The 23,645-nt window shown below is 42.2% G+C and carries 21 protein-coding genes; 2 read left to right on the plus strand and 19 right to left on the minus strand.

Annotation, left to right across the window (positions count from 1 at the left end; genetic code table 11):
• Positions 1-57 precede the first annotated feature (57 nt).
• The 19 genes from pseI to HF888_RS12160 form a co-directional block, all read right to left on the minus strand.
• Positions 58-1,110: a pseudaminic acid synthase gene (gene pseI / locus HF888_RS12070; RefSeq protein ID WP_007016131.1), complete on the minus strand. Its 1,053-nt coding sequence runs from the start codon at positions 1,108-1,110 to the stop codon at positions 58-60.
• Positions 1,107-2,549 carry a UDP-2,4-diacetamido-2,4,6-trideoxy-beta-L-altropyranose hydrolase gene (pseG, locus tag HF888_RS12075; RefSeq protein WP_007016130.1) on the minus strand — a complete coding sequence of 481 codons (1,443 nt, stop codon included), beginning with the start codon at positions 2,547-2,549 and terminating at the stop codon, positions 1,107-1,109. Before pseG ends, pseI begins: the two co-directional genes overlap by 4 nt.
• Positions 2,550-2,551: 2 nt before the next feature.
• A complete protein-coding gene (gene pseF / locus HF888_RS12080) occupies positions 2,552-3,229 on the minus strand; it encodes a pseudaminic acid cytidylyltransferase (RefSeq protein WP_210436498.1) in 678 nt (225 codons plus the stop codon).
• Positions 3,226-4,413: a UDP-4-amino-4,6-dideoxy-N-acetyl-beta-L-altrosamine transaminase gene (gene pseC, locus HF888_RS12085; protein ID WP_243469344.1), complete on the minus strand. Its 1,188-nt coding sequence runs from the start codon at positions 4,411-4,413 to the stop codon at positions 3,226-3,228. Before pseC ends, pseF begins: the two co-directional genes overlap by 4 nt.
• Positions 4,359-5,360, minus strand: a complete 1,002-nt coding sequence (pseB, locus tag HF888_RS12090; RefSeq protein ID WP_007016127.1) for a UDP-N-acetylglucosamine 4,6-dehydratase (inverting) — start codon at positions 5,358-5,360, stop codon at positions 4,359-4,361. The genes pseC and pseB overlap by 55 nt, the downstream gene beginning before the upstream one ends.
• Positions 5,361-5,448: 88 nt before the next feature.
• Complete coding sequence (gene flgL / locus HF888_RS12095) at positions 5,449-6,687, minus strand: flagellar hook-associated protein FlgL (RefSeq protein WP_007016126.1); 1,239 nt, start codon at positions 6,685-6,687, stop codon at positions 5,449-5,451.
• 11 nt (positions 6,688-6,698) lie between these two features.
• Positions 6,699-9,674, minus strand: a complete 2,976-nt coding sequence (flgK, locus tag HF888_RS12100; protein ID WP_007016125.1) for a flagellar hook-associated protein FlgK — start codon at positions 9,672-9,674, stop codon at positions 6,699-6,701.
• 7 nt (positions 9,675-9,681) lie between these two features.
• Positions 9,682-10,686, minus strand: a complete 1,005-nt coding sequence (gene flgJ, locus HF888_RS12105) for a flagellar assembly peptidoglycan hydrolase FlgJ (protein WP_007016124.1) — start codon at positions 10,684-10,686, stop codon at positions 9,682-9,684.
• Between the two features lie 144 nt (positions 10,687-10,830).
• Positions 10,831-11,148, minus strand: coding sequence for a hypothetical protein (locus tag HF888_RS12110; protein WP_007016123.1), 318 nt, complete (start codon positions 11,146-11,148; stop codon positions 10,831-10,833).
• A gap of 26 nt (positions 11,149-11,174) precedes the next feature.
• Entirely contained in the window at positions 11,175-12,260 is a 1,086-nt protein-coding gene (locus HF888_RS12115; RefSeq protein ID WP_007016122.1) for a flagellar basal body P-ring protein FlgI, read from the minus strand.
• Positions 12,261-12,310: 50 nt separating this feature from the next.
• Entirely contained in the window at positions 12,311-12,982 is a 672-nt protein-coding gene (gene flgH / locus HF888_RS12120; protein WP_007016121.1) for a flagellar basal body L-ring protein FlgH, read from the minus strand.
• Positions 12,983-13,017: 35 nt separating this feature from the next.
• Positions 13,018-13,803 carry a flagellar basal-body rod protein FlgG gene (flgG, locus tag HF888_RS12125; protein ID WP_007016120.1) on the minus strand — a complete coding sequence of 262 codons (786 nt, stop codon included), beginning with the start codon at positions 13,801-13,803 and terminating at the stop codon, positions 13,018-13,020.
• Between the two features lie 49 nt (positions 13,804-13,852).
• Positions 13,853-14,602, minus strand: coding sequence for a flagellar basal body rod protein FlgF (locus tag HF888_RS12130; protein WP_007016119.1), 750 nt, complete (start codon positions 14,600-14,602; stop codon positions 13,853-13,855).
• A gap of 397 nt (positions 14,603-14,999) precedes the next feature.
• On the minus strand, positions 15,000-18,722 hold the full coding sequence (locus tag HF888_RS12135; RefSeq protein WP_007016118.1) for a flagellar hook-basal body complex protein: 3,723 nt from the start codon (positions 18,720-18,722) through the stop codon (positions 15,000-15,002).
• Positions 18,723-18,771: 49 nt separating this feature from the next.
• Complete coding sequence (locus HF888_RS12140) at positions 18,772-19,560, minus strand: flagellar hook assembly protein FlgD (protein ID WP_007016117.1); 789 nt, start codon at positions 19,558-19,560, stop codon at positions 18,772-18,774.
• Between the two features lie 29 nt (positions 19,561-19,589).
• Entirely contained in the window at positions 19,590-20,036 is a 447-nt protein-coding gene (gene flgC / locus HF888_RS12145; protein ID WP_007016116.1) for a flagellar basal body rod protein FlgC, read from the minus strand.
• A 15-nt stretch (positions 20,037-20,051) separates the two neighbouring features.
• Entirely contained in the window at positions 20,052-20,447 is a 396-nt protein-coding gene (gene flgB, locus HF888_RS12150; protein ID WP_007016115.1) for a flagellar basal body rod protein FlgB, read from the minus strand.
• A 170-nt stretch (positions 20,448-20,617) separates the two neighbouring features.
• Positions 20,618-21,427, minus strand: coding sequence for a CheR family methyltransferase (locus HF888_RS12155; RefSeq protein ID WP_007016114.1), 810 nt, complete (start codon positions 21,425-21,427; stop codon positions 20,618-20,620).
• Between the two features lie 5 nt (positions 21,428-21,432).
• Positions 21,433-22,380: a chemotaxis protein CheV gene (locus HF888_RS12160; RefSeq protein WP_007016113.1), complete on the minus strand. Its 948-nt coding sequence runs from the start codon at positions 22,378-22,380 to the stop codon at positions 21,433-21,435.
• A gap of 120 nt (positions 22,381-22,500) precedes the next feature.
• On the opposite strand from HF888_RS12160, the gene flgA reads away from it, so the two are divergent.
• Complete coding sequence (gene flgA / locus HF888_RS12165) at positions 22,501-23,247, plus strand: flagellar basal body P-ring formation chaperone FlgA (RefSeq protein WP_007016112.1); 747 nt, start codon at positions 22,501-22,503, stop codon at positions 23,245-23,247.
• A gap of 86 nt (positions 23,248-23,333) precedes the next feature.
• Positions 23,334-23,639 carry a flagellar biosynthesis anti-sigma factor FlgM gene (flgM, locus tag HF888_RS12170; protein WP_007016111.1) on the plus strand — a complete coding sequence of 102 codons (306 nt, stop codon included), beginning with the start codon at positions 23,334-23,336 and terminating at the stop codon, positions 23,637-23,639.
• Positions 23,640-23,645: the final 6 nt, after the last annotated feature.

Consider the following 23,645-nt stretch of genomic DNA (forward strand, 5'->3'; position numbering starts at 1 on the left):
TATCTCGGCATTAAGTTTTTCATGAGCTTTAGAAACCTATCAATTTCGACAACATATTTAGTCAATTTTAATGTCATCCCAACTTAAAGCTGAACCGCGTTCGAGGTCTCTAACCGCTATTTTTCCGATACATTTATCAAGATGCTTTGGCTCTAACCCATAGCCGGGTCTAATGCTACGTATATTGTCTCGTGTAAGCGCCTGCCCTTTCTTAATATCCTTGACTACGTATAGCGAACGACGGAAAACTCTATTCTGACTCTCAGAAGGCGCTTGCTGATAACCACCATTTCCTATTGCTTCCTTAATTGCACTAGTCATAGTTGCCAGTCGTTCTAAATCATGCGGTTCCATTGAGAAACTTGAATCAGGGCCTTTGTCATTACGAGAATGTGTAAAATGTTTCTCGATAAAAACGCTCCCTAAAGCAACGGATGCTAATGCTGCTTCATTGCCCAGGGTATGATCAGACAAGCCAGTAAGTACATTGAAGTCACGAGCCAAGGTATTTACCATCTTTAAATTAGCTTGATCTAATGGGGCTGGGTATGCACTAATACAATGAAGCAAGATTATTTGCTTGTTGCCTTGTGATCGAGCGACCTCTAAGGCCTCTGAAATTTCTTCTTTATTGGCCATTCCAGTAGAAATAATCATGGGCTTTTTAGTACTAGCGACATATTTTATAAGAGGCAAATCAATTGCTTCGAACGAGGCAATTTTGTATGCTGGACAATTTAGATCTTCAAGTAAATCAACGGCACTTTCATCGAATGGTGAGCTAAAGCAAGTGATTTTTTGCGTCCTACTATATTCAAACAATTCTTTGTGCCATTCGAATGGGGTGTGCGCTTCGACATAAAGATCGTAAAGTGTATAGCCTTCCCATAAGCCATCACTAATTTTAAAATCTGGTTTATCACAGTTGATGGTTATTGTGTCCGGTGTATATGTCTGCAATTTAACCGCATTTGCTCCAGATTTTTTTGCCAATGCAATCAAGCGCTTTGCTTCATCGAGACTACCATTATGATTGGCTGATAATTCTGCGACAATATAAGGCTTTTCATCAAGAGCGATACGCCTATTATCAATTTTTATAGCTTTCATTCTGGACTCCATTGATAATAGTTATCACCTTTATATTCAAAACCAGTAGCTAAAAACATACGTAGTGATGCTACATTATTCTTATGAATGAAAGCTTGAATAGGTTTTTCAGTCTTCATTTTCAACTCTTCTAATGCGCCTCTTGCAATACCTAATCCTTGAAAGCAAGAATCAATCAATATGCTAACTTCATAATTATCCACCTTGTCATCTAAGCGGACGTAACCAGCTTCATTTCCGTCTGCCATTATGATCCACATATGTCTACGTTCATCATTTAATGAAAGTCTTATCCATTCATTGTGCTCTTCTAATGATGGTACTGATGAATTTCTACTGTACTCTCTTGCATAAGGCTGATTCTGCCACTCAAACAAAGATTCTGAATCTGAATATTTCAATTCTCTAAGCTGAACACTTGGCATTAAGCCAAAACATTTAATGGCAACTCGGTATGCTCCTAATCCATCTACAGTAGACATTAGATGATTCATTAGGATACGTCTTTCAGATACTTCCTTATTTATATTTTTATTAATTGAATCAACAATATCATCTTCATCGATGACATCTGAAATACCAAAATCAAAAGCTGAAGTGGCATTGTAATTTTGATTTTCAGCAACTTTCAAGCAAATGCTTGGTAAGCCTAAGCAAGATCTTTCGAGGAGACTTATTCCAAGTGCACCAATGCATAAGTCAGCATTAATTATAAGTGAAGGTATATCATCGTGATCAATTAATAATTGGACATCTTTATTTTTATACTCTTCTATAGTTTTTATATTTTTATTATATCGAGTAGTAATCACAGTAACACTTCCATTGAAGCAAGATTCCTTAATAGCCTTCAGTGCTTTTAAACTAAAATTCTTCGGATCAGTCGCTCCAAAAGAGACCAGTATATTATTAACCCCTGAATCGAGTTTTCTTCTATGAATCGCGTCTTTTCTTAACTCTCGATAATATGGTGACAACAGGCAATATTTAATACCAAAGAACTTATTTTTATTGATAGTTGATCTAGCATAACTAGTCTCACATCTCCCTAATGAGCCATCAATAATGTAGTCGCAGTTGTGTGGCCGATCATCTAAATCATCAATAACAACCATATTAATCTTTAACCGATCTGAACAGTAAGACTCCCAAGCTTCATCAAGCCTGTAATCATCCACCACAATATAGGCAACAGAATCATCCAGTTTTTCAATTAAACTACATGTCCTTATAGCATCTTCAAGTGTGTCCTCAGAATAGGAAATAAGCTGAGCTACATAGCCTCTTTTCTCGATTTCGTTCTTAATAGATATTGATTTATCAGAGATCACGAATGTACATTTGTATTCTTTTGACAGCCAATGAGCTAAAGAGAAGGCTCTCATAAGATGTCCAAGACCAATGCTATTATTAGCCTCAATTCTAAATATCACATTCATAATTAGACCGCTCTAGCTATGAAAAGTACGATAAAGGTTTTCGGCCATAATCCAGTCTTCCTCTGTATCAATAATTTTCTGGAAATAACGAAAGCGCTTGCTTCGTTAGATATAATCGGAACTCGGTCTTTCCACGTACTCGCTAATCCCACATAGAATTGCCCCACGTCATGGTAATATGGAATAAGATCTTGCGATCTTGATGCAATCTTGCTCGGTTCCTTAACCTTCACTCTACCTTCGTGTAAAGACACGCTGCGCTGAATCGGAAATTCAAATTCGACGACGGGAAAACAGTATGTTGGATACTGATCATGAAACAATTCATGAGCTGATATCAGTCGTTGATGATTTAAAAAAGGCGCTGTCGCATAAATACAAGTTACAAGATCATCATCATCCAGGTTTAGTTCTTTTACAGCATGACTAATGACATCAACCGTTGCTGTATAATCATCAGCTAACTCATCTGGACGAATAAACGGAACCTCTGCTCCATAATACGATGCAATCTCAGATATCTTGGCGCTATCCGTAGACACTATAATGCGATCAAACAATTTAGATTCTAACGCAGAATTAATTGAATAGGCGATTATAGGCTGGCCTAGGAAATTACGAATGTTTTTATCCGCTATGCGTTTACTACCTCCGCGCGCCGGAATAATTGCAACATTCATTGTAATACTTCCTTGAGAACATCAATTATGTATTTTTGGTTTTCTTTAGTTAAGTCTGGATAAAGGGGTAAACTCAAGGCTGACGAATAATAATTCTCAGCATTTGGACAATACCCAGAACTAAATCCTTTGTCTCTATAATACGGTTGAAGATATATTGGAATGTAGTGAACATTTACGCCAATACCTTTTTTCCTCAAGCAATCAAAAATTGAATGCCGGTCATGGCGCTTTAATTGGATAATAAACAAATGCCAAGATGCGGATTGAAGCTGATTGACGTTTGGCAATAAAAGATCCAACTTCGAAAGCTGCTCTATATAATAACTCGCCTTCTCCTGTCTCTTTTTTACAAACTCATCTAATCGTTTTAACTGAGAGAATCCCAAAGCAGCTTGTATATCTGTTAATCGATAATTAAAACCCAATTGTAACTGTTCATAGTACCAGCCTTCATTTCGGTCATGATTATCTCGGGTGATTCCATGAGATCTCAATAATTTGGCAGTATTGGCAATGGTTTCGCAGTTTGTCGTAAGGACCCCGCCTTCACCAGTGGTTATAATTTTTACAGGATGAAAACTAAAGATAGCGGCATCACTAAACTGGCAGCTTCCAACACTTTCATTTAAGTAGCGAGACCCAATAGCATGAGAAGCATCTTCTATAATCCGGAATCCATATTGTTCCGATAGCTGTTTTATTCCCTTCATATCAGCACTATGGCCTGCCATATGCACTACAATCAGTACTTTAGGGAGAGGTAAACTTTGATCTAGACATCGTTGAAGCTTTTGTTCGAGTTCGCTTACCGATATGTTGACCGTTTCTCGTTCTATATCAATAAAGTCAATATCTGCACCACAGTAAAGAGCACAATTTGCACTCGCAACAAATGAAATAGCAGATGTCCAAGCTAAGTCACCCGGACCAAGTTCTAAGGCCTTACAAGCTAAATGCAAAGCGGAAGTTGCACTATTAACAGCGACTGCATATTTAGCGCTAACCTTTTTACAGATCGCGTCCTCGAAAGTATTAACCATTTTACCTTGAGTTAAATAGTCACTTTCTAAGACTTCTATGACGCTATCAATATCTTCTTGATTTACATTCTGACGACCATAGGGAATCATGCGTTCGCTTCTTGCAAGAGTACTTGTGTTTCTTCTACCGTTAGAAACCATGTATTCGTACCTGAATCATAAGAAAACCCTTGTTCGACGGATTTTCCCTGCTCATTTAAGTTATTCATTACATAGTTAACGTTGCCATCATGGAAGTTAATTGATGGTGTGATAACATAGTGATCTTCAAACTCTAGCGTCCGATAGCTATCATCTTTAGGACACATTTTTTCATGAAGTTTCTCGCCAGGACGGATACCTATCTCTTCAAGCGGTATGTCTGGCGCAATCGCTTTTGCCAGGTCCGTCATTTTGACAGACGGTATCTTAGGTACAAAAATCTCGCCGCCCTTCATTCTTGAAAAGTTTTTTATGACAAAGTCCACACCTTGTTGAAGGGTTATCCAAAAGCGTGTCATTCTTAAATCCGTAATTGGAAGTGACTCTGCACCTTCAGACACTAGCTTGCGAAAAAATGGAACGACCGATCCACGGCTACCAACAACATTGCCATACCGCACCACTGCGAACCTCGGTACTTCCCCACCAACCATATTATTTGCAGCAACAAATAACTTATCACTGCATAGTTTGGTTGCTCCATAAAGATTGACCGGATTTGCAGCTTTGTCAGTTGATAACGCGATTACCTTTTTGACCCCATTCTCTATGGATGCTCGAATAACGTTTTCTGCGCCATCGATATTAGTTTTAATGCATTCCATAGGGTTGTATTCAGCGGCAGGCACTTGCTTCATTGCAGCAGCGTGTATGATGTAATCGACACCTTTGCAGGCCTGCATCATACGCTCTCGGTCTCTTACATCACCGATGAAATAGCGCATGCATTCTTGATTATAAACCTGCTGCATTTCGAATTGTTTCAATTCATCGCGAGAGAATATAATGATTTTTTTGGGTTTATATCGGTCTAGCAATGTTTGTGTGTATTGCTTACCAAATGAACCTGTACCGCCAGTGATTAAAATTGTTTGGCCATCAAACATAATTATTGCCCTACCTATTTTTATAGGGTGTCGGTAAAATGTCACAATACTTTAGAAGAGCAAATTACGGGCCAACCAATTCTTATAACTAAAGCTGATTAAACAGTGTCAACCGATTGATTTGAGCAAAGCTCTGTTGAGATGCCTCTAGCAATAGCGATTCGAGTGACAAGCGACTAACCGCTTCAGCAAAGTCCACATCTTGTAGTTGACTAAGTATATCTTGGCTTACTAGGTCTACATCTTTATGTAGGCTCTCGATATTATCTACCGTATTAAGTCTTCCACCCACTTCAGAGCGTACTTCAGACACAGATGTTTGAGCGAAATCGAGGTTATTGAGAGTATTTTCAATCAAAACATCCAATTGAGCACTTTGCTCAGGGTTATCTTCTAGCGTCCGTAACCCCTCCATTAAACTAGCCACCGTATCGGTTAGTGACTGTTTAGGGCTACTCGTAACAAAAAAACTATCGCCTTGTTCTGGTTGTCCCGCAATTTTGAACGCAGCACCTTTCACCACTAGCTCTGTACCTGGCGAATAAGCAACGCCAGCCAAGCCATCTATTGGCCTATTATCGCTTTGGCTAAGCACCGAGAAATTGGGTCCTGGTGGCGTAATAAATCCATCTGGATTAAAACGTATAACAATGTCTTCAGGATAGAATTCATCATAGGCTTCTTGATCCATAACAAATCCATTACTGATAAACCCTGTTCCCAAATTACGTTCATTGTCACGAGTGTAGAATGTATTCTGGGCACTTTGCACATCAACAAAAATGTTCTTCCCAGTATCACTTGTCTGAATCTTGGTACTATTACTAATTTCTAAAAAGCGCTCACCATCATCGCCTTGATAGGTTACGCCCCCACCAGGTCTTTCCTGAAAAGGTACCGTTTCGCCTTTAAAGCCACCAAAAATATATGTGTTACTGGCGTCTTTAGTGTTCATCAAATCAACCAGTGCATCAAGACGTTCCTCTATTTCACTCGCAATATAACCTCGATCTTCCTTTGTCATGGAGCCGTTACCAGCATTCACCGTGAGTTCTCGAATTCGGTCAATATTATCAATGACACCACCTAAGATGGAGTCCTCTAAATTCAATCGGTTTCTCGCTGAGGTTATGTTTTTCTCGTATTGATCACGCAAACTAATATCTTGCTGCAGCTGCAATATTTGGGTTGCGGCGATTGGATCATCCGCTGGTGTCAAAACACGACGACCACTAGAGATCTGTTGTTGTGTACGTTGTGTCGATTCTTGATTGTTTAAAATAGAGCGCAAGCCTGAATTAAACTGCTGCATGGTTGAAATACGCATATCGATTACCTTTAAAAGATACCAATCAAGGTGCTAAATAGATCTCTCGCAACAGAGATTACCTGTGCAGATGCGTTATAGCCCAATTCATATTGAATTAACTTACCGGCTTCTTCATCTAGGTTTACTCCACTTACAGCACTCACATTGTCCTCACTATTTTGAAGCAATACTTTGGAACTCTCCGTGTTGATCTGTGCTCTGGCTGTAATTGAACCCACTTCTTCGACTGTTTTTCCGTAGGATTCGCTGAAGGTCATGTCACCTTCAATAATTTCTTTCTTTTGAATACCGCCCAGAAGCACTCCGTTCCTATTGTCGGTAACTGCGTCATCATTGAAGTCAACATAAAACGCATCTCCCTCTTTTGGAACCCCGTCCATTGACAACTCATAACCAAAGTAGGTAGGTTTTTGCTCTGGATTTTCCTCAAATAAATTACTACCTGGCGGCTGAGTTCTAAACTCTATACCCTCATCTAATTCAACTTTAACCTGGCCACCCATAGTCAGTTTCGCACTGCCATTAACGCCTTTTGGACTGATCTCTAAACGATTTTGAAACAGGATATTCCCTTTCTCATCAATATCGACTTGTAGCTCACCGTTGTAAGAAAAAAGGGTATCGTTAATTTTGTCTTCGATACCTTTTATAAGATCAGGTCCTGTCGTGTATTCTTCATTCAATTCAATATTGAATGTACCTTGTCCGGGTACATCAAACTCAAATGTATAAGGGCCTCCCTCTGTAAAATCAAATCCTTCATACTTAGATAATGGTTCAGAAAAAGCCTGACCTGTTGGTGTCAAATAAGTATCTTGTCCATTACCAACATCGATGCTGTCGCCATTATCACCCTGGAATTCAATCGAAAGATCCTCACCATTGAGGGCGATAATGGTGAGCTTTGATCCATCACTACGAGCAACGATTCCTTGCTCTTGAAAATCAAAGTTGGCATTGATCCGATCTGCTAAAAAGTTTGCATCAATAGGGTTTGGAACCTCATCAGGGTAGCTTTCATCATACTTTATCTGTGTGGGTGGTAAGCTATCTGTTAACTCAACACCATTTAGAAATAGCTTTTGTTCCAAAAATCCAACGGGGTCGTCTGTGAAGTTCGTCAACTCTATCGTAGTACGGGCACTAGCACTCACTCCACGCTGATCTGAAAGAATACTCGCAATTTCGTTAGCCGGAGTGTTCGCCGGAATCGTTAATAATCCTCGGTCTTTCATGTTTCCAGTAACGGGATCTGGATCCGACAACGTGATCCGTGCTGGGAATAAACCATTTCCAGGAGTTTTAAATGCCTCGGTATAGTCTTGATAAAAGAAATCAGGTGGAACATAGCCGCCAATACTCGTCACTGCCGTTTTATTTTCATTAAGCGGCAATAGATCATTTTTAACGCCAGGTACATATGTCTGGTTCATGATTGGTGGAAACAATGGAATAGGATTAGCTGGGTCTGTATTATCCAAAACGTCGTAAGTAGTATCGCTAGTAAATTTAATTACCAAGGGTGGGGTCAGTTCACCGGGTACTTCAAAACTATCCGTATCCATATCGTAAACTTCACCTGGGCTAATTTCCGCTTGCCCTTGATTACCAACATCAAAGTCAGTCATCACTGCCGTAGCGAGTGCGAGTTGCTGAGGCACTTGGATATCAAGATCCAAATCTTTTGCACCATTACGAGTGGGTGTCAGATAAAATTGATCTCCTGCTTTAAAGCTACCAGCTTCAAAGCTAATATCAAAACCGTCGATATTAAAGGTTTCGGGAAACTCCGTACTTAATGCTGTGGTCAGCATTTCTTCGCCGTCTTTTACACGAGTTACACGGAACGTATAGTCATTAGGACCAACAAACTCTATCTTATAATCGCTATCAGTTAATTCATTTGGATCCGTGATATTCACTTTTATATCGCGATCATCTGGCATCTCATTGTCTGCGTCGCCAATAACTCGACTACTTGCTAATAACGGGTCATTAACATCATTGAAAAACAGACCACCGCGTTGACCATCAATATCTATACCCAAGGCATGCTGTTCGTTCATATTAAATTGCAGCGCTATAGCTGCACGTCCAATTTGGCTAATAACTGGATCTAGCACTTCACGACGATATGCGAGCAGCCCTCCCAACTTTCCGCCCTCTACTTCGTTTGTGATATTTTGTACAACACCATCACGTTCGAAATAAAGCGCATTTCTGCTAGGATCTTGTTGACCAGGAGCAACCGATACTCTGTTTACGTCTTTACCCACCACCAAGGGCTGACCATTTCCAATAAAGATATTGACGCTGTCGTTGTCCTGAGTAGCAACAGTGACACTCACTAATTCTGATATCTCTTTGATGGCAAGGTCGCGCTTATCTAACAACTCATTCGGGTAATTACCCTGAGCACTGGCCGTTGCAAATTGTATTTGAGTATTCAGTTCAGAAATGGATTCAGCAAGGGTATTCAATTGCGTTGCTAAGGTTCCCATTTGCCCATTAAGTATATTATTTGAGTCTCGCAAGCGATCATCAATGGAAGCAAAACGATCGACTAGGCCTTGGCTTTCACTCAGTACAACTTGGCGCGCTGGTAAAGAGCTTGGGTCATCGATCGCCGCTTGAAACGCCCCAAACATGTTTTCAATGCCAGGTTGAATACCTGTTCCAGGATCAGCTAGCAGCTTATCAATTTGCTCAGCATTCGTAGAAAGCGTATCGAAATAATTAAATGTGGAAGTATCTTTCTGCAACTGGCCAACTAAAAATTCATCATAAATTCGGCGTACATCATCGACTCGGGCACCACCGCCAATCCAAACACCGCCCTGAAATTGAGGATTTTGACTAACGATAGACGCGTCTTGACGGCTATAGCCTTCAGTATCCACATTAGCAATATTGTTACCCGTAACGGTTAATGCAGTTTGGTGAACACGAAGTCCAGATATACCTATCTCTAAAATACCTGCCATAACTACCTCAATCTATATCCAAGCCAGCAAGTTGAATCGCGCTATTCAATACATCACCGTGGGCAATGCGTTGAATTTTTTGTGCATAAAAAGGATCTGTTGCATACCCACCTTTTTGCAGACCTTCGCTGTAATGCTTGATCGACTGGCCGTTACTCACGGCATCTTGGTAACGCTCACTTTGTGATACAAACTGACTGTAATCTCGCATACTCGATTCATATGAGTCGTAAACTCGAAAACGCGCCATTTCTGTTCTAGGCTGACCTTGACGATATTCCAGCGTACTGACCTCGGCGCTCTCGCCCCCCCAGCGCCTATCAGCTTTGATACCGAATAGGTTAAAACTATTTTGGCCACCGCTATGATGAATAAGATGCTTACCCCAACCGGTTTCCAGTGCTGCTTGAGCAAGAATCGCTTTGGGCTCTACTCCCATATCTTTTCCAACTTTCTGCGCAATGGGCCATAGAGTTTGTACGAATTCTTGCGGAGTACTAAAGCCTGACTGTTTTTGCTGATCTACTCTTAAGCCAGGTGAAGAACTCTTAATATCATCTTTTGTATCAATCGATGGTCTCAGTTTATTTTCTTTCACCGAATCGAGATCTTTTTCAATATCGCTACTCGGTTTTTGTGTCACACCATTAAACTGTCGGATCGCTTCATTAACTTGTCTACGTGTTTCATTTTCCCCAACATTAAACTCTTGCTTCATCTGACGATAAATACTATCTGCTAAACCGACACCTTTCCCTTTACTCATGGACAGTGCCAACTGATCATCATGCATTTGACGATAAAACTTGGATTCATTGGTATTGAGTGGATTGCCTTCCTCAAATACGGCATTCGCATCACGCATACTTTTGAGCATCATTTTGATAAACATCGACTCAAATTGCTTCGCCACTTCCTTCAACGCAGCATCTTGGTTTTCATTACCAAGCTGAGTAATCTTATTTAACGAAGATAAATCGTTATAGTTGTAGGTATTGGTTAATGCGTTCATGGCATCGCCCAGAAATTAGATATTTATCTTGGTAAACTGCAATCACTGGGCCAATATGGATAAATGCGCGATTAATAGGCATTTGGAGAAGATTTGGATAAATTTAAAGGACGTGAAGCGGAAAAAGCGGCAGTGTATGACCGCTTATTTATTTTGGGAAATTCGGGTATATAAACGCATTCTATTAGGAATCTTTTTGTGTTTGATCAGCTCGTTTCCCTTCTTATTGCGCACTTCGTCTATTTCTTTTTCTAAGGCTTGAGTGCTCTCTAGAATTGCACTTAATAACTCAAGGTCTGTGTTGTCTAAATCATTTTGATACTTTGAAAACAGTTCTTCTATGAGTGATTGCCTTTGCTTCAATAAGTGATCAAGTGTTGCAGGGCTGCCACCATGGGACTGCTCAACCACAGCATCATGTTTTTTCTTTAGTTCGCTAATCAGATGTTGTTTTTCCGTCATTTATGACTCTCGATGTCATTCGCCGATTAAATCACGATGAGTTCTGCATTCAATGCGCCGGCTTGTTTAAGGGCTTCTAAAATAGCCATTAAATCTCCTGGGGCTGCGCCAACCTCGTTAACTGCTTTAACGATCTCATCTAAGGACACACCGGGATCAAAAACAAACATGGGGTTGCCTTCTTCATCGATATTGACGTCTGCATTAGGAACTACAGCGGTTTCACCTCCAGCTAGGGCATTGGGTTGATTCACCTCAATATTTTCTTTCACCGTTACTGTAAGGCTGCCATGTGTAACAGCAACCGGATCAATTTTCACATGCTTCCCAATGACAATGGTGCCCGTGCGACTATTGATGATCACTTTTGCTGTCGCTTCACCCGGCGTCACTGTGAGGTTCTCAATGAGAGATAAAAAAGAAACTCGCTGGTTAGGGTCACGAGGTGCACTTACGCGTACCGACGTAGCATCTTGTGCGTAGGCCGTTTCTGGTCCAAGTAAATCGTTAATTGTGTCGGCCATGCGTTTCGCTGTTGTAAAATCTGGTCGGTCTAAGTTCAAGATAAGGCTGTCACCGCGAGCAAACGCATTCGGTACAGGGCGTTCTACTGTGGCACCGTTTGGAATACGCCCAACACTTGGCACATTTACCGTAATACTAGAACCATCATTTCCTTCTGCACCAAAACCGCCTACCACCAAATTACCTTGAGCCACTGCATACACTTGACCATCTGCACCTTTTAAAGGAGAAAACAGTAAAGTACCGCCGCGTAAACTTTTTGCATTGCCGATGCTAGAAACAGTCACGTCAATCGATTGGCCTGGTTTGGCAAATGGCGGCAAACTTGCCGTTAGCGACACTGCCGCGACATTTTTAAGTTTAGGGTCCGTTCCTGGCGGAACAGAAATGCCAAACTCTTTCATCATATTGTTAAAACTTTGATTGGTAAACGGCGCTTTATCACCACTGCCATCCAACCCTACCACCAAACCATAACCAATGAGTTGGTTCGAACGAACGCCAGCAACCGATGTAAGATCCTTGATTCGATCAGCAAGCGTTGTCAGGCTCATAAAGCATGTCAGTAGTAGAATAATGACTTTCATAATGTTTCTCTTGTGTTAAGCGTTTGTATCGCTCCGAAATTAAACCGTAGCTAAAACGGCCACCATTGGCTGGTAAAGAAACGATCAAGCCAGCCAGGCTTGCTAGCATTATGCACGTATCCCGTACCACCATAACTAATGCGTGCATCAGCCAATTTATGAGATAAAACCGTATTATCCGAGCTAATATCTTGAGGGCGAATCAAACCCTTAACACGGATAAATTCATCTCCTTGATTTAAACTAAGCCATTTTTCACCACGTATTTCTAACACACCGTTGGGTAAAATATCACTTATGGTAACGGTAATCTGACCTTGCAAACTGTTGCTTTGATCAGCGTCACCGGACCCATCGAAAGCACGCTCTGCCTCAAAATCATTTTGTAAGAAATCCAATCCTTGTCCAAAAATACTGGTCGGTACGACATCTATTTCACTATCTTTTGTAGTAGACGCTGAGTTTGATTTGGACGCATTAGTTTGCTCTTGCAAAATAATCGTCACGATATCGCCAATCCGTCTTGAGCGCTGGTCTCCATATAACGCCATGGAGTAATTTGCCTGATAAATGGAGCCATTATTTTCTGCAGGTGGTTTAAGCGATTGTGCAGGCACTGGTGCAAAGTTCGGATCATCTGGCTTCTCATCCATAGGAACAATGGTGCTGCACCCTTGCAGTATAGTCATAATCGCAAATAGTGAGATGAATCGATTATTCATAAGACACTCCTTTAATTAGAACCTTGTGCTCCTAATTATGTATTCTGAGCCAAGTATTGAAGCATCTGATCAGCACTGCTGACGACTTTTGAGTTCATTTCATAAGCCCGCTGAACGGTGATCATTTTGACCATTTCTTCGACGACTTTCACATTGGAGTTTTCTAAAAACCCTTGCTCAATTGAGCCAAAACCATCTTCGCTTGCGACACCAATTTCTGGCGCCCCACTTGCTGCAGTTTCAAGAAAGAGATTACCGCCCACAGCTTGTAACCCAGTAGGGTTGATAAAATCTACCACATCGATCTGACCAATTTCTTGCGGCGTAGTATCTCCAAACTGAGTGACAGAAACGATACCATCTCGACTAATGGTCATAGTATTGGTTTGGTCAGGTATCGTAATATTGGGTTCTAATAGATAACCTTGGGAGTTCACGATATTACCTTCTGCGTCCATGTGGAACGTGCCATCACGGGTATAGGCAATTTGTCCATCCGGTAAAGCAATTTGGAAGAAACCGCGACCATTGATCGCTAAATCCAATGGCTGAGAGGTTTCCTCTAAACTACCTGTTGTATGAATTTTTTGTGTACCAGCGACCTTCACACCCGTACCTAACTGCAAACCACTTGGTAAGCGGCTGTCTTGACTTGATAGAGCACCTGGTTGACGTTGAATTTGATAAATTAGATCCTCGAATACGGCACGGTCTTTCTTAAAACCGGTCGTTGATACATTAGCTAAGTTATTTGAAATTGTGGTCAAACCATGATCTTGAGCATTTAAACCGGTTTTACTGACCCAGAGTGCTGAATGCATTGCTGCCTCCCGTTTACACTTTTATGCTAAAAAGCGCGAACTATCTTATTTATTGAATTTCCATTATGGATGCAGTGGTTTGAGCATTTTCATCCGCCGTGCTCATCATTTTCACCTGCATTTCATATTGACGGTGCAATGACATAATCTGAGTCAAAGAATGTACCGCGCTTACATTACTGCCTTCTACGTATCCCGATGCTACCTGTACCGTTGGATCCGCTGGTTGAATCGCACCCGGCTCTGCATCCCGCAGCCGGAACAAACCATCTTCACCTTTTTCCATTTGTGTTAAGTCAGGGTTTACCAATTTGATTTGTTCAATACCCGCAATAACCGCAGGTTCCTCGCCAACACCTTGAATAGAAACGGTGCCATCTGCTGCTATCTGTACTTTTTCATAAGGTGGTAAAACGATGGGACCGCCAGCACCGATAAGTTGTTGATTTTGACCATTCACCAAACGCCCCAAACCATCCACTTGGAAATCACCACGGCGCGTGTACGCTTCATTACCGTTAGCGTCTAGCACCGCAAACCAACCTTGATTATCGATTGCTAAATCAAGGTCGTTCCCAGTTTCAACAAGAGGACCTGGATTAAAGTCACTAGCGGGACGTTCTTCCATGGCGTATGCGCGTGTTGGATAGTAGTCGCCAAATACCGGCATTGAGCGAGCTTGTTCAAAATCACGACGAAAGCCAGTCGTGGATACATTTGCCAAATTATTGGCTTCGGCAGTTTGTCCGAGAGTATTTTGCTTCGCCCCTGACATGGCGATATACAAAGCACGATCCATAATATTCACCCTTTTATTCACCGCAAAGAGCGGCAAACGTTTATGTGTTATTTAGGAAATTGCAAAGGGGATGCCAAGTTCGGAGGTGGGCTTGACTGAGAAACCATCCAACGGGTTTTCACCTGAAAAATGGATTCCCGATCAAGTCGGGAATGACGGGGACTAAAGCGACAATAGTCTTTGCATTACGGGTAATACAGCCACAATGGTGTAGGGCATGACTGATCGTGTCATTCTCAGCTTGACTGAGAATCCATCCAATGGGTTTTCACCTGAAAAATGGATTCCCGATCACGTCGAGAATGACGAATAGAAATCAACATGTAGAAACAAAAGCTAAAAAAGGACGACGGTTGCCGCCCTGTTTCCGCTTTTTTAGAAAAATACCACTCAGCTACTATAACTGAATAATAGTCTGCGTCACGGTATCGGAAGTCTCGATAGTTTTCGCGCTTGCCTGGAAGTTGCGCTGCGCGATAATCAAACCGACGAGTTCCTCGGATAAGTCCACATTACTATCTTCCAATGCTGAAGAACGCAGGTTACCAAAGGTACCCGTACGAGGTGAACCTACGGTTGGTGTGCCTGACTCAAAGCTTTCACCCCACGCCGTATCACCCAAGGGGATGAGGCCCTCTGGATTTTTAAAACTAGCAAGCGCTACTTGCCCTAAGACTTCAGCTTGTCCGTTCGTAAATCGTGCAAAGATAAATCCGTCTGCATCAATCTCTAGTCCGGTTAGTCGACCAGTTGTATAACCGTTTTGACTCACTTCTGAGACACTGAACGGACTACCAAACTGACTAGAGTCCTCAAGCAATATCTCGAAGTTTGAATTTGTTGGGGGATCATTTAGTGGTAATCCTCCCTCCAAAACATTTTGCGATTTAAGAGCACCGGTTGGAGAACCCTCTTCATCCACTGGATCCCAGTTTGTGACAAAAATTGGACCCGTAGATTGTTGGTCAAATGTTCCGTCTGGGTTGAAGAACAACTCTTGGCGGAATTGTGTAGGCTCTAAATTGTCTGGGAATGGCAGTGTTGAGTCAGGATCACCGACATCTTTGCCATCAATTTGTACATACATCGCCCATACGTTTTCTTCATTAGGACGAGTAGGATCCAATGGCTCACGCACAAAGTACTGAGTCATAATATGACTATTACCTAAACTGTCATAGATTGTTGTCGATGTAGCGTGGTTGTATGTATCTTGATCTTGAGCATCAAAAACATTCAAAACATAATCTTCAAATTCATCTTCACTCAGCGCGCCAAATACCCCAGAAACCGAAGGTATTGGATTGGAAATCGTATAGCCTTCATTGAAAATAAATTCGATTGTGCCACCTACCACAGCAGCAGTATCAGCAGTGGCCGTCCCGCCTAAAACAACTGGACCCGCATTTGCCGAACCTTGAATAACGAGACTATCAGTCACAGTTGGCGAATCAATCTCGACTTTAATATCGCGACCAATACTATTTTTGATGATCATGTCGCCGTTTTCGTTCAACTCAGCTGAGAAGCCAGGCAATGTAGTTGTAGTCAAACCATTAATTTCTTCAACCATATCGGCTAAGCTAGTAGATTCCAGCTCTTGGCCATTGAGTGTTACCTTCATATTATTGCCGGGATTATTATAACCAGACAATGGAATGGTTAACTCCGAACTAGCTGAAGCAGTGACACCCGCCTGACGATTAAAAATACTAGCAATTTCATTTGCTTCTGCATTTTCTTCAGTCGTGATTTCAATTTCATCGCCTTCAGGCGTTGTCAACGTCACCGTTTGCGCTGGATATTCATTGTTTACGCCTTCAATACCTTGGGTTAGTAGACTGTTATCGTCTTCATCAATTTGTATAAGGCCATACATTTCGTCTGTTGTGACGTCGTCGCCAGTGGCAATAAAATCAGAAATCGTAATTGTCGAAGCTTCACCTTCTTCTGTCGCGACGAATCTAAGCTTGTATTCAGGTGGTACCACTCGTGGTTCTATCTCAACTGCTTCGGCTCGCACCCCAATGAATGCATCGCTATCGAGACTATTAATTTGTCGATTAATAGATGCCGCAACTTGCTGAACACTTCGATACTCTTCATCCAACGTAATCGTTGTAGTGCCTGAACGATTATCTTCATCGGGCGCTGGAACAGTCAATGTGACTCGGAAAGAATTTGAACGATCAATCTCGTCGGTTCCAAGGAAAACCGATGGATTATCCAATTCCAATGCTTCTAATGCACTTAGACCTTGAGCTGCCGACAAACCAGTACTTGGCGTAAACGTTACACCATAACCAACACCCTCTTCGGTGTTAGTGAAAACTAATTGACCACCAACCGCTTGCACGGTAACACGTCCAGCCAAACCATTTGCACCGGTCCGTAAATCAATTTCGGTTTGTATAGCGGATGCTAAATCATCCAATGTAGCGTAAGTGCCTTGGGGAATAATAATATTATAAGCATTCGAGTCATCGGCAGCTGTAGGGCCCGTTACTTGAATACGAAACTCATTGTTTGGATCAATATCGGCATCACCTGTATCAGTGCGATTAGTTGTAGCGAAACCGATATTGTTTAAGTTGTAGGTGGAGCTAGCAGCATTAGGCACTAAAACAATGGTATCGCCGTTATCCGCTGTATTCGCTGTCAAAGACATAGGATGACCTGGGCTGACATTGAGTAAACCCGCCAACGCACCAGCACCGATTTGACCTTGAATTTCTGCCCGTAATTCTTCCATGGTTACATTGTTGATATCGGCCGGTACAGGCGCCTCAACACCATCCGTTAACTGAGCATTATCTAACGTGATTGTCTGTGTCGTAGTCGTACCGTTAATGTCCGTTACTTCGATGTCAAAAACAACACTGTTAGCACCACCAAAGTCACCAATTACCGTACCGCCATTGGCAATTGTTGACGATAATTGCGCATGATCACCAGCAATAAAACCAGTCATAGCAAGAGGCGGTGTGGCTGTTGTACGCGTTGTTGTAGATGTGCCAGGAATACTTCTAAAGTCAGCTGTCAACGGATTTGAGCCAACAAATAATCGGTTCCCAGCTACACCCGCCGTCACATTTGTATTTGCCGCAGGGTCACCAAACAAACCATTCCATGCACCTGTAGGTGCTGTTACAGAAAAGCTTGTGCCAGTGGTCGCATCGAAACCCGCTCGTTCAATGACTAGGTTCGTACCCGCAACGAGCGGCGCAGTTAATGGTGACTGATTCGTGCTGACTTCAAATTCATTATTACCAAATACTGCATCGATTTCGCTCTGCAATGCGTTCAAAATATTCTGTAAATGCTGAGTAGGAGTTGCACCAATTGTCACGGTACCAGCAGGAATATTGATGACTTGTGCGCCAGTGCCATCAAAAGGATCAATCGTAACACCAAAGGCACCTGGATCCGTTTGCGCAACCACGTTAGCTTGAGCAGAAAGATCAACACCACCATTATCAAATGTTAACGCTGTTCGATTACCAGCGGTTGTTGGTTGCGCCACCGTTGATAAAACAGTGGAAGTGCTGTCGGCAATACCCGCATCAGGCGCAGCTACTGCTAGACCATCGGATGTTAAACGCGATCCCAATTCTTGTTTCACAAGTTCTGATGCGTCCACGTTAATAATGGATGAAACTCGCGAGGTTAGTGATGGTGGTTGATTGCCTATTCGAATTTGAACATCACCTAATACACCATTCACTACGCCATCGCCATTGGCCTCATAACCTTGTAAGCGAGCACCGCTATTCGCAACAACAAAACCGTCTTTGTCTAAACCAAAGATACCAGCTCTGGTATAAGACTCAGTGCCATTATCGTTAAGTATAAAAAATCCATTACCATCAATCGCCATATCCAACGCATTTTCAGTACCACTGATGTTTCCTTGGCTGAATTCTTGTCGAACATTGTCAACCAGCACACCGCTACCAACTGGCTTGCTACCGGTACCTAAAATCGTTGTGGTATATACGTCAGCAAATTCGGCTCGGGACTCTTTAAAGCCCACCGTGCTTGCGTTTGCAACGTTATTACCTGTTACTTCTAAATCTGTGGAAGCAGCTCGGATGCCACTCAAACCGATATTAAAGGCCATGCTGATTTACCTCTACTGTCTCTTAATTCTTTTAGCAGTGAATTCACTGCTACTCTAAAATCTGTTTTACTTCAGAAATGGCTGCTTTGATGCCGCCCGCTAAATTCAAAGTCACTGCGTTATTCGCACCAATACTGACACTATCCACCCGACCGCTCATGGCGGTATCTAAACCTTCTGTTTTGCCGTCGATAGAAGCAGATAACTCAAACTTGTATTCGCCTGGTGGATAAGGCATTGGAATCGGTTTACCGTTATCGTCCAGAACCAAGTTGCCATCCTCGTCTTTAAAATATTCTTGACGGTTGAGTTTGCTACGATCAAGGTCAACAATCTCACCATCCAGCTCAAGATTGGCACCATCCCAACGTAAGCTTGCTGGCCCTTTTTCGTGGAAACCAAGATCAATTGTTTCCAATGTTTGACCCGCTTTATTCTTAATCTGAAGGTTTAAATTCATCGTAGTAGCAGGCACTTCTGCAACACCTGCAACCACATCACCGTTCTGTAAGAAACCATATTCTTGGTTCGGTACAATCACACTTTGACCAACGAGCGAGGATGCCTGAAGAGCTTGGCTGGAGCGTAAACCATCCGACATACTATCTACGGTTGTATTTAGATTTTCTAAACCTTCAACCGAAGAGAACTGAGCTAACTGAGCAACAAATTCTGAGTTCTCTTGAGGTTTTAAAGGGTTTTGGTTATTCATTTGAGTAACCAAGAGCTTTAAAAACTCGTTTCGACCCAGCTCATTATCCTTTGGCTTGTCGTCATCTTTTTGCTTGTATTGATCGAGAACCTGAGAACTGGTCCCACTGTTTGTCACTTCGGTCATGACATTCTCCTCACTAAAACCCTATTCCGTTATTGACCCAGAGTTAGGGTTCGCTGCAGCATTTGTTTTGCTGTTTTCATCATTTCAACATTCATTTGATAGCTTCGTGATGAAGACATCATGTCTGTCATTTCTTCCACAATATTGACGTTGGGATACATGACATAACCTTCCTCATCCGCCATTGGATGGTGTGGTTCAAAGCGACGCTTCAACGGCGCATCACTTTCAACAATGGCAGCCACATGCACGCCATCACCTACCCCTTTGCGTAATTCTAATTTGTCGCTTAAGCCTTCGATGTCGTCCCACTCTTTTTGCAATGCTTGAAACCAGGGCTTACGTGCTCGATAGGTTTCATCAATGCTTGAACTAACCGTTTCTGCGTTGGCGATGTTACTGGCTGTGGTGTTAAGTCGAACCGATTGTGCGTTCATCCCTGTGCCAGCAACGTTAAAAACGTTCGTAAGTGACATGACTTAACCTCCTATTTATTGTGATTTAAGAGCGTTTTTCATGCCCTTAAAACCGCTGTTTAAAAATTCGAAAGAGACGTTGTAGCGCAATGCGTTTTCGGTATAAAACGATTGCTCCATTTGCGTATCAACTGTGTTACCGTCGATGGCAGGCTGATATGGGTTGCGATACTTCAAGCTATCGTCAACGCTCTGATTACCTGAGATATGCGCTTTGTGAGTTTTTTCCATACCAATTGAGCGACTGCTCATGGCACCATCAAGCATGGCGTTGAAATCGATATCGCGCGCTTTGTAGTGAGGTGTATCCGCGTTGGCCAAGTTATTGGCAAGAATCTCCGCACGCGCCGCACGCAGTTGCGTAGTCTTAGGATAAATGTTCAATGCGTTGTCGAAACTGATGGATGACATGCCTTGCCTCTTTCGCTCTTAATTTTCAATTACTTAAGAGATAGCAACGCCTATGCCAAAATTAATTTTCCTTTATTTTCAATGGGTTACGATATTTTTAAATACAAAAAAGCGGCAAGGATTGCCGCTTAGAAAGGAATGGATAAACCCATTGGTCTTTTTGCCACTACCTACTTTTTACGATAGATAATACCAGGACTGCACTGCACCATTTCGTAGAGATCAGGCAGACCACTAAGTGCCTCGCTGGCACCCAAGAATAAGTAACCACCTGGCTTTATGACACTGTGAATTCGACGCAAAATATCTTGCTTTAAATCGCTAGAAAAATAGATCAATACATTGCGGCAAAAAACAATGTCATAGCGCCCAAGCAGTGAATAGTTATTTAAGAGATTAAGCATGCGATATTGGACTCGGGCTTGAATCTTTGGATCAACCTGCCAGCCTTTTTCAGACTGTTTGAAATAGCGATCTAAATACTCTTTTGGCATTCCGCGGCCCAAGGCTAACTGATCATAGACACCTGATCGCGCTATATTTAACGCACTGGGTGATATATCGGTGGCCATTATTTTTTCCGACGTTAGCTTTCCAGGATTGGCCCGTTTAAACTCATCAATCACCATACTGATAGAATAAGGTTCCTGCCCTGTCGAGCTGGCAGCACACCAAATATCAATACTCTTTTGCTTTTGACAAAATTCGGGCAATAAGCGATTTTGTAAAATCTGAAAAGGATGTGCATCACGAAACCAGAGAGTCTCATTGGTCGTCATTGCATCGACCACAGTTTCTCTTAGACGAGAATCTGACTCCATCAATTTAACCAATTCAGCCAACGAATTTAATTCTTTATCTTTCACGATAGTGCGCAACCGACTGGCTACTAGGTACTCTTTATTGTCCCCGAGCAAAATGCCGCACACGCGTTCCAAATAGTCGCGAAAGACACCAAAGTCTGCTTTAGATATTTCCATTTATATCATTCCTGAGGCATGACTCCACCGACGGCCTTAACTTGTTCCGCTACCTTTGAAGCTAAGACATCGGGGTTGAATTTTGCGATAAAATCATTGGCCCCAACTTTCTTCACCATATTCTGGTTGAAGACGCCACTTAACGATGTATGCAAAATAATATGCATTTTATTCAACGCATCGTCTGAACGGATTTTTGTTGTTAGCGTATAACCGTCCATCTCGGGCATTTCAATGTCAGAAACCATTAATGCATAGTGATCGACCGGATTGATGCCATCAGCCAGCATTTGTTTTAAGTGCTCAAATGCTTGCTTTCCGTCATTCATGGCAGTCACTTCCACGCCCAGAGCTTCTAGACAGCGAGTAACCTGCTTACGAGCGATTTTAGAGTCGTCCGCAATGAGAACGCGCGGCGCTTCTTCAGGCTTATACTCCTGCGCAGAAGCCAATATATCTTCACTGATTTCTTCATTAATGGGAGACACTTCAGCGAGAATCTTTTCTACATCGATGATCTCTACCAGTTTTTCATCAACCTCAGTCACAGCAGTAAGATAATGCTCTCGACCAGTACCCATTGGCGGTGGATGAATTTCTTCCCAATTCATATTAATAATGCGTTCGACACCTTTAACCAAAAAACCCTGAGTAGCACCGTTATATTCGGTAATGATGACAAACGCATCTTTAGGATCGCCAACCGATTCATTTCCGGTAGCCAAACCTAAATCCATGATCGTGATCGTGCCTGAGCGGATATGCGCTACCCCAACCACTACGTGATGGCTTTTGGGCAAGATAGTCAAAGGAGGACATTGCAAAACCTCACGCACTTTAAACACATTGATGCCATAAATTTGTGAACCGTTTAAGCGGAACAGTAGCAACTCAAGGCGGTTTTCCCCCACCAATTGCGTTCGCTGATCGACGCTATCGAGAACCCCTGGCATATCCCAACTCCGTGTATCAACCTAATAGGCTTGCATTAAATACGCGGCATAATACTTGCTGTATCTGACTACCACGTGGAAAAAATGCCACTCTGCACAAAAGACAAAAGGCATACATCTATGAGAATAGGACAGATTTTCGGGAAGCACAGATTTTTTCTTGGATTACTCTGCCTTGTTGGAGTCAATTCCGTATCACATGCTACAGGGGATACCGGTGGAACTTCATGGCACCAGCAAATTGAACAAGGATTAAAGGGCCATTTGTCTCACTATTTAAATCAAATGGCACAAGATATGGAGATTTCGGACTACCAGATTGAAGTGGATATTAGCTATCTGGACAAACGGTTGGAATTTGCCGCTTGTCCACAACCGGTGCAAATAGAAACTTTGACAAGTTTAGATTTAGGTAGAAATCACATAAAAGTGGCATGCAAGACAAAGTCGTGGGCGCTCAATGTCCCCGTAGAGTTGAATATCAAAGCTCCTGTAGTCGTACTTAACCAACCCGTTCCTAAAGACATTGAATTACAAGCCCGACACCTAGATCTGGAAATTCATAATCTCGCAGACCTGCGCAGTGGATATTTTCTAAAAAAGGAAAACGTTATAGGAAAACAATCTAAGCGCGGATTAGCTGGGCAAACCGTTCTGAATGGGCGCCTTGTTTTACCGGCTCTACTGGTTAAAAAAGGCGATCGCGTCATTATTTCGGCATCAAAAGGCCCAATGAGTGTCAAAATGCCCGGTGAAGCATTAAATGATGGGCGTGAGGGCCGGCAAATTCGGGTTAAAAACCTACGTTCGGAACGTATAATCCGTGCCACCGTAGAAGAAAGTGGAGTCGTTTCGGTTAATTTTTAAGTTTTTTAAAAAAAATACTAAAGACTGGTGTAAGACGGCCGTTACATATCTACGAGGAAATCTCTAAAGCGTGGAAGGTAAATGAAATGAACATAAATAAACTCACCAATGGCATAGGAGGCGGCGGCCAATCGCGCTCGACTGAGCAAGTCGATAAAGCCAATGCCCAAGTTAAGAAAAGCGATTCAAGTTCGAGCTCATCTTCTGATGAGGTGAAGTTAAGCGCTCAAAGTAAGTCTATTCAGCAAATAGAAGCTGAAGTAGCCAAAATGCCTGATATCGACGATGCCGCAGTTGAACGCATTAAAGGTGCTCTTGCCAATAATGAATACAAGATCGACTACGAGCGCATCGCTGGAAAAATGATTAAGTTCGATAAGCTCTTAAACTAGGATGGA

The organism is Bermanella marisrubri, from assembly GCF_012295615.1.
In the GTDB taxonomy this organism is placed as follows: Bacteria; Pseudomonadota; Gammaproteobacteria; order Pseudomonadales; family Oceanobacteraceae; genus Bermanella; species Bermanella marisrubri.

What these genes read in the sequence shown, in the direction of transcription:
- pseB (WP_007016127.1), bottom strand. Translation starts at nt 5,360, where the DNA reads ATGTTTGATGGCCAAACAATTTTAATCACTGGCGGTACAGGTTCATTT.
- pseG (WP_007016130.1), bottom strand. Translation starts at nt 2,549, where the DNA reads ATGAATGTGATATTTAGAATTGAGGCTAATAATAGCATTGGTCTTGGA.
- flgK (WP_007016125.1), bottom strand. Translation starts at nt 9,674, where the DNA reads ATGGCAGGTATTTTAGAGATAGGTATATCTGGACTTCGTGTTCACCAA.
- pseI (WP_007016131.1), bottom strand. Translation starts at nt 1,110, where the DNA reads ATGAAAGCTATAAAAATTGATAATAGGCGTATCGCTCTTGATGAAAAG.
- pseC (WP_243469344.1), bottom strand. Translation starts at nt 4,413, where the DNA reads ATGGTTTCTAACGGTAGAAGAAACACAAGTACTCTTGCAAGAAGCGAA.
- HF888_RS12115 (WP_007016122.1), bottom strand. Translation starts at nt 12,260, where the DNA reads ATGAAAGTCATTATTCTACTACTGACATGCTTTATGAGCCTGACAACG.
- flgC (WP_007016116.1), bottom strand. Translation starts at nt 20,036, where the DNA reads ATGTCACTTACGAACGTTTTTAACGTTGCTGGCACAGGGATGAACGCA.
- HF888_RS12160 (WP_007016113.1), bottom strand. Translation starts at nt 22,380, where the DNA reads ATGCCAGGGGTTCTCGATAGCGTCGATCAGCGAACGCAATTGGTGGGG.
- HF888_RS12155 (WP_007016114.1), bottom strand. Translation starts at nt 21,427, where the DNA reads ATGGAAATATCTAAAGCAGACTTTGGTGTCTTTCGCGACTATTTGGAA.
- flgM (WP_007016111.1), top strand. Translation starts at nt 23,334, where the DNA reads ATGAACATAAATAAACTCACCAATGGCATAGGAGGCGGCGGCCAATCG.
- HF888_RS12135 (WP_007016118.1), bottom strand. Translation starts at nt 18,722, where the DNA reads ATGGCCTTTAATATCGGTTTGAGTGGCATCCGAGCTGCTTCCACAGAT.
- flgG (WP_007016120.1), bottom strand. Translation starts at nt 13,803, where the DNA reads ATGCATTCAGCACTCTGGGTCAGTAAAACCGGTTTAAATGCTCAAGAT.
- flgB (WP_007016115.1), bottom strand. Translation starts at nt 20,447, where the DNA reads ATGTCATCCATCAGTTTCGACAACGCATTGAACATTTATCCTAAGACT.
- flgJ (WP_007016124.1), bottom strand. Translation starts at nt 10,686, where the DNA reads ATGAACGCATTAACCAATACCTACAACTATAACGATTTATCTTCGTTA.
- flgA (WP_007016112.1), top strand. Translation starts at nt 22,501, where the DNA reads ATGAGAATAGGACAGATTTTCGGGAAGCACAGATTTTTTCTTGGATTA.
- HF888_RS12140 (WP_007016117.1), bottom strand. Translation starts at nt 19,560, where the DNA reads ATGACCGAAGTGACAAACAGTGGGACCAGTTCTCAGGTTCTCGATCAA.
- flgH (WP_007016121.1), bottom strand. Translation starts at nt 12,982, where the DNA reads ATGAATAATCGATTCATCTCACTATTTGCGATTATGACTATACTGCAA.
- HF888_RS12130 (WP_007016119.1), bottom strand. Translation starts at nt 14,602, where the DNA reads ATGGATCGTGCTTTGTATATCGCCATGTCAGGGGCGAAGCAAAATACT.
- pseF (WP_210436498.1), bottom strand. Translation starts at nt 3,229, where the DNA reads ATGAATGTTGCAATTATTCCGGCGCGCGGAGGTAGTAAACGCATAGCG.
- flgL (WP_007016126.1), bottom strand. Translation starts at nt 6,687, where the DNA reads ATGCGTATTTCAACCATGCAGCAGTTTAATTCAGGCTTGCGCTCTATT.
- HF888_RS12110 (WP_007016123.1), bottom strand. Translation starts at nt 11,148, where the DNA reads ATGACGGAAAAACAACATCTGATTAGCGAACTAAAGAAAAAACATGAT.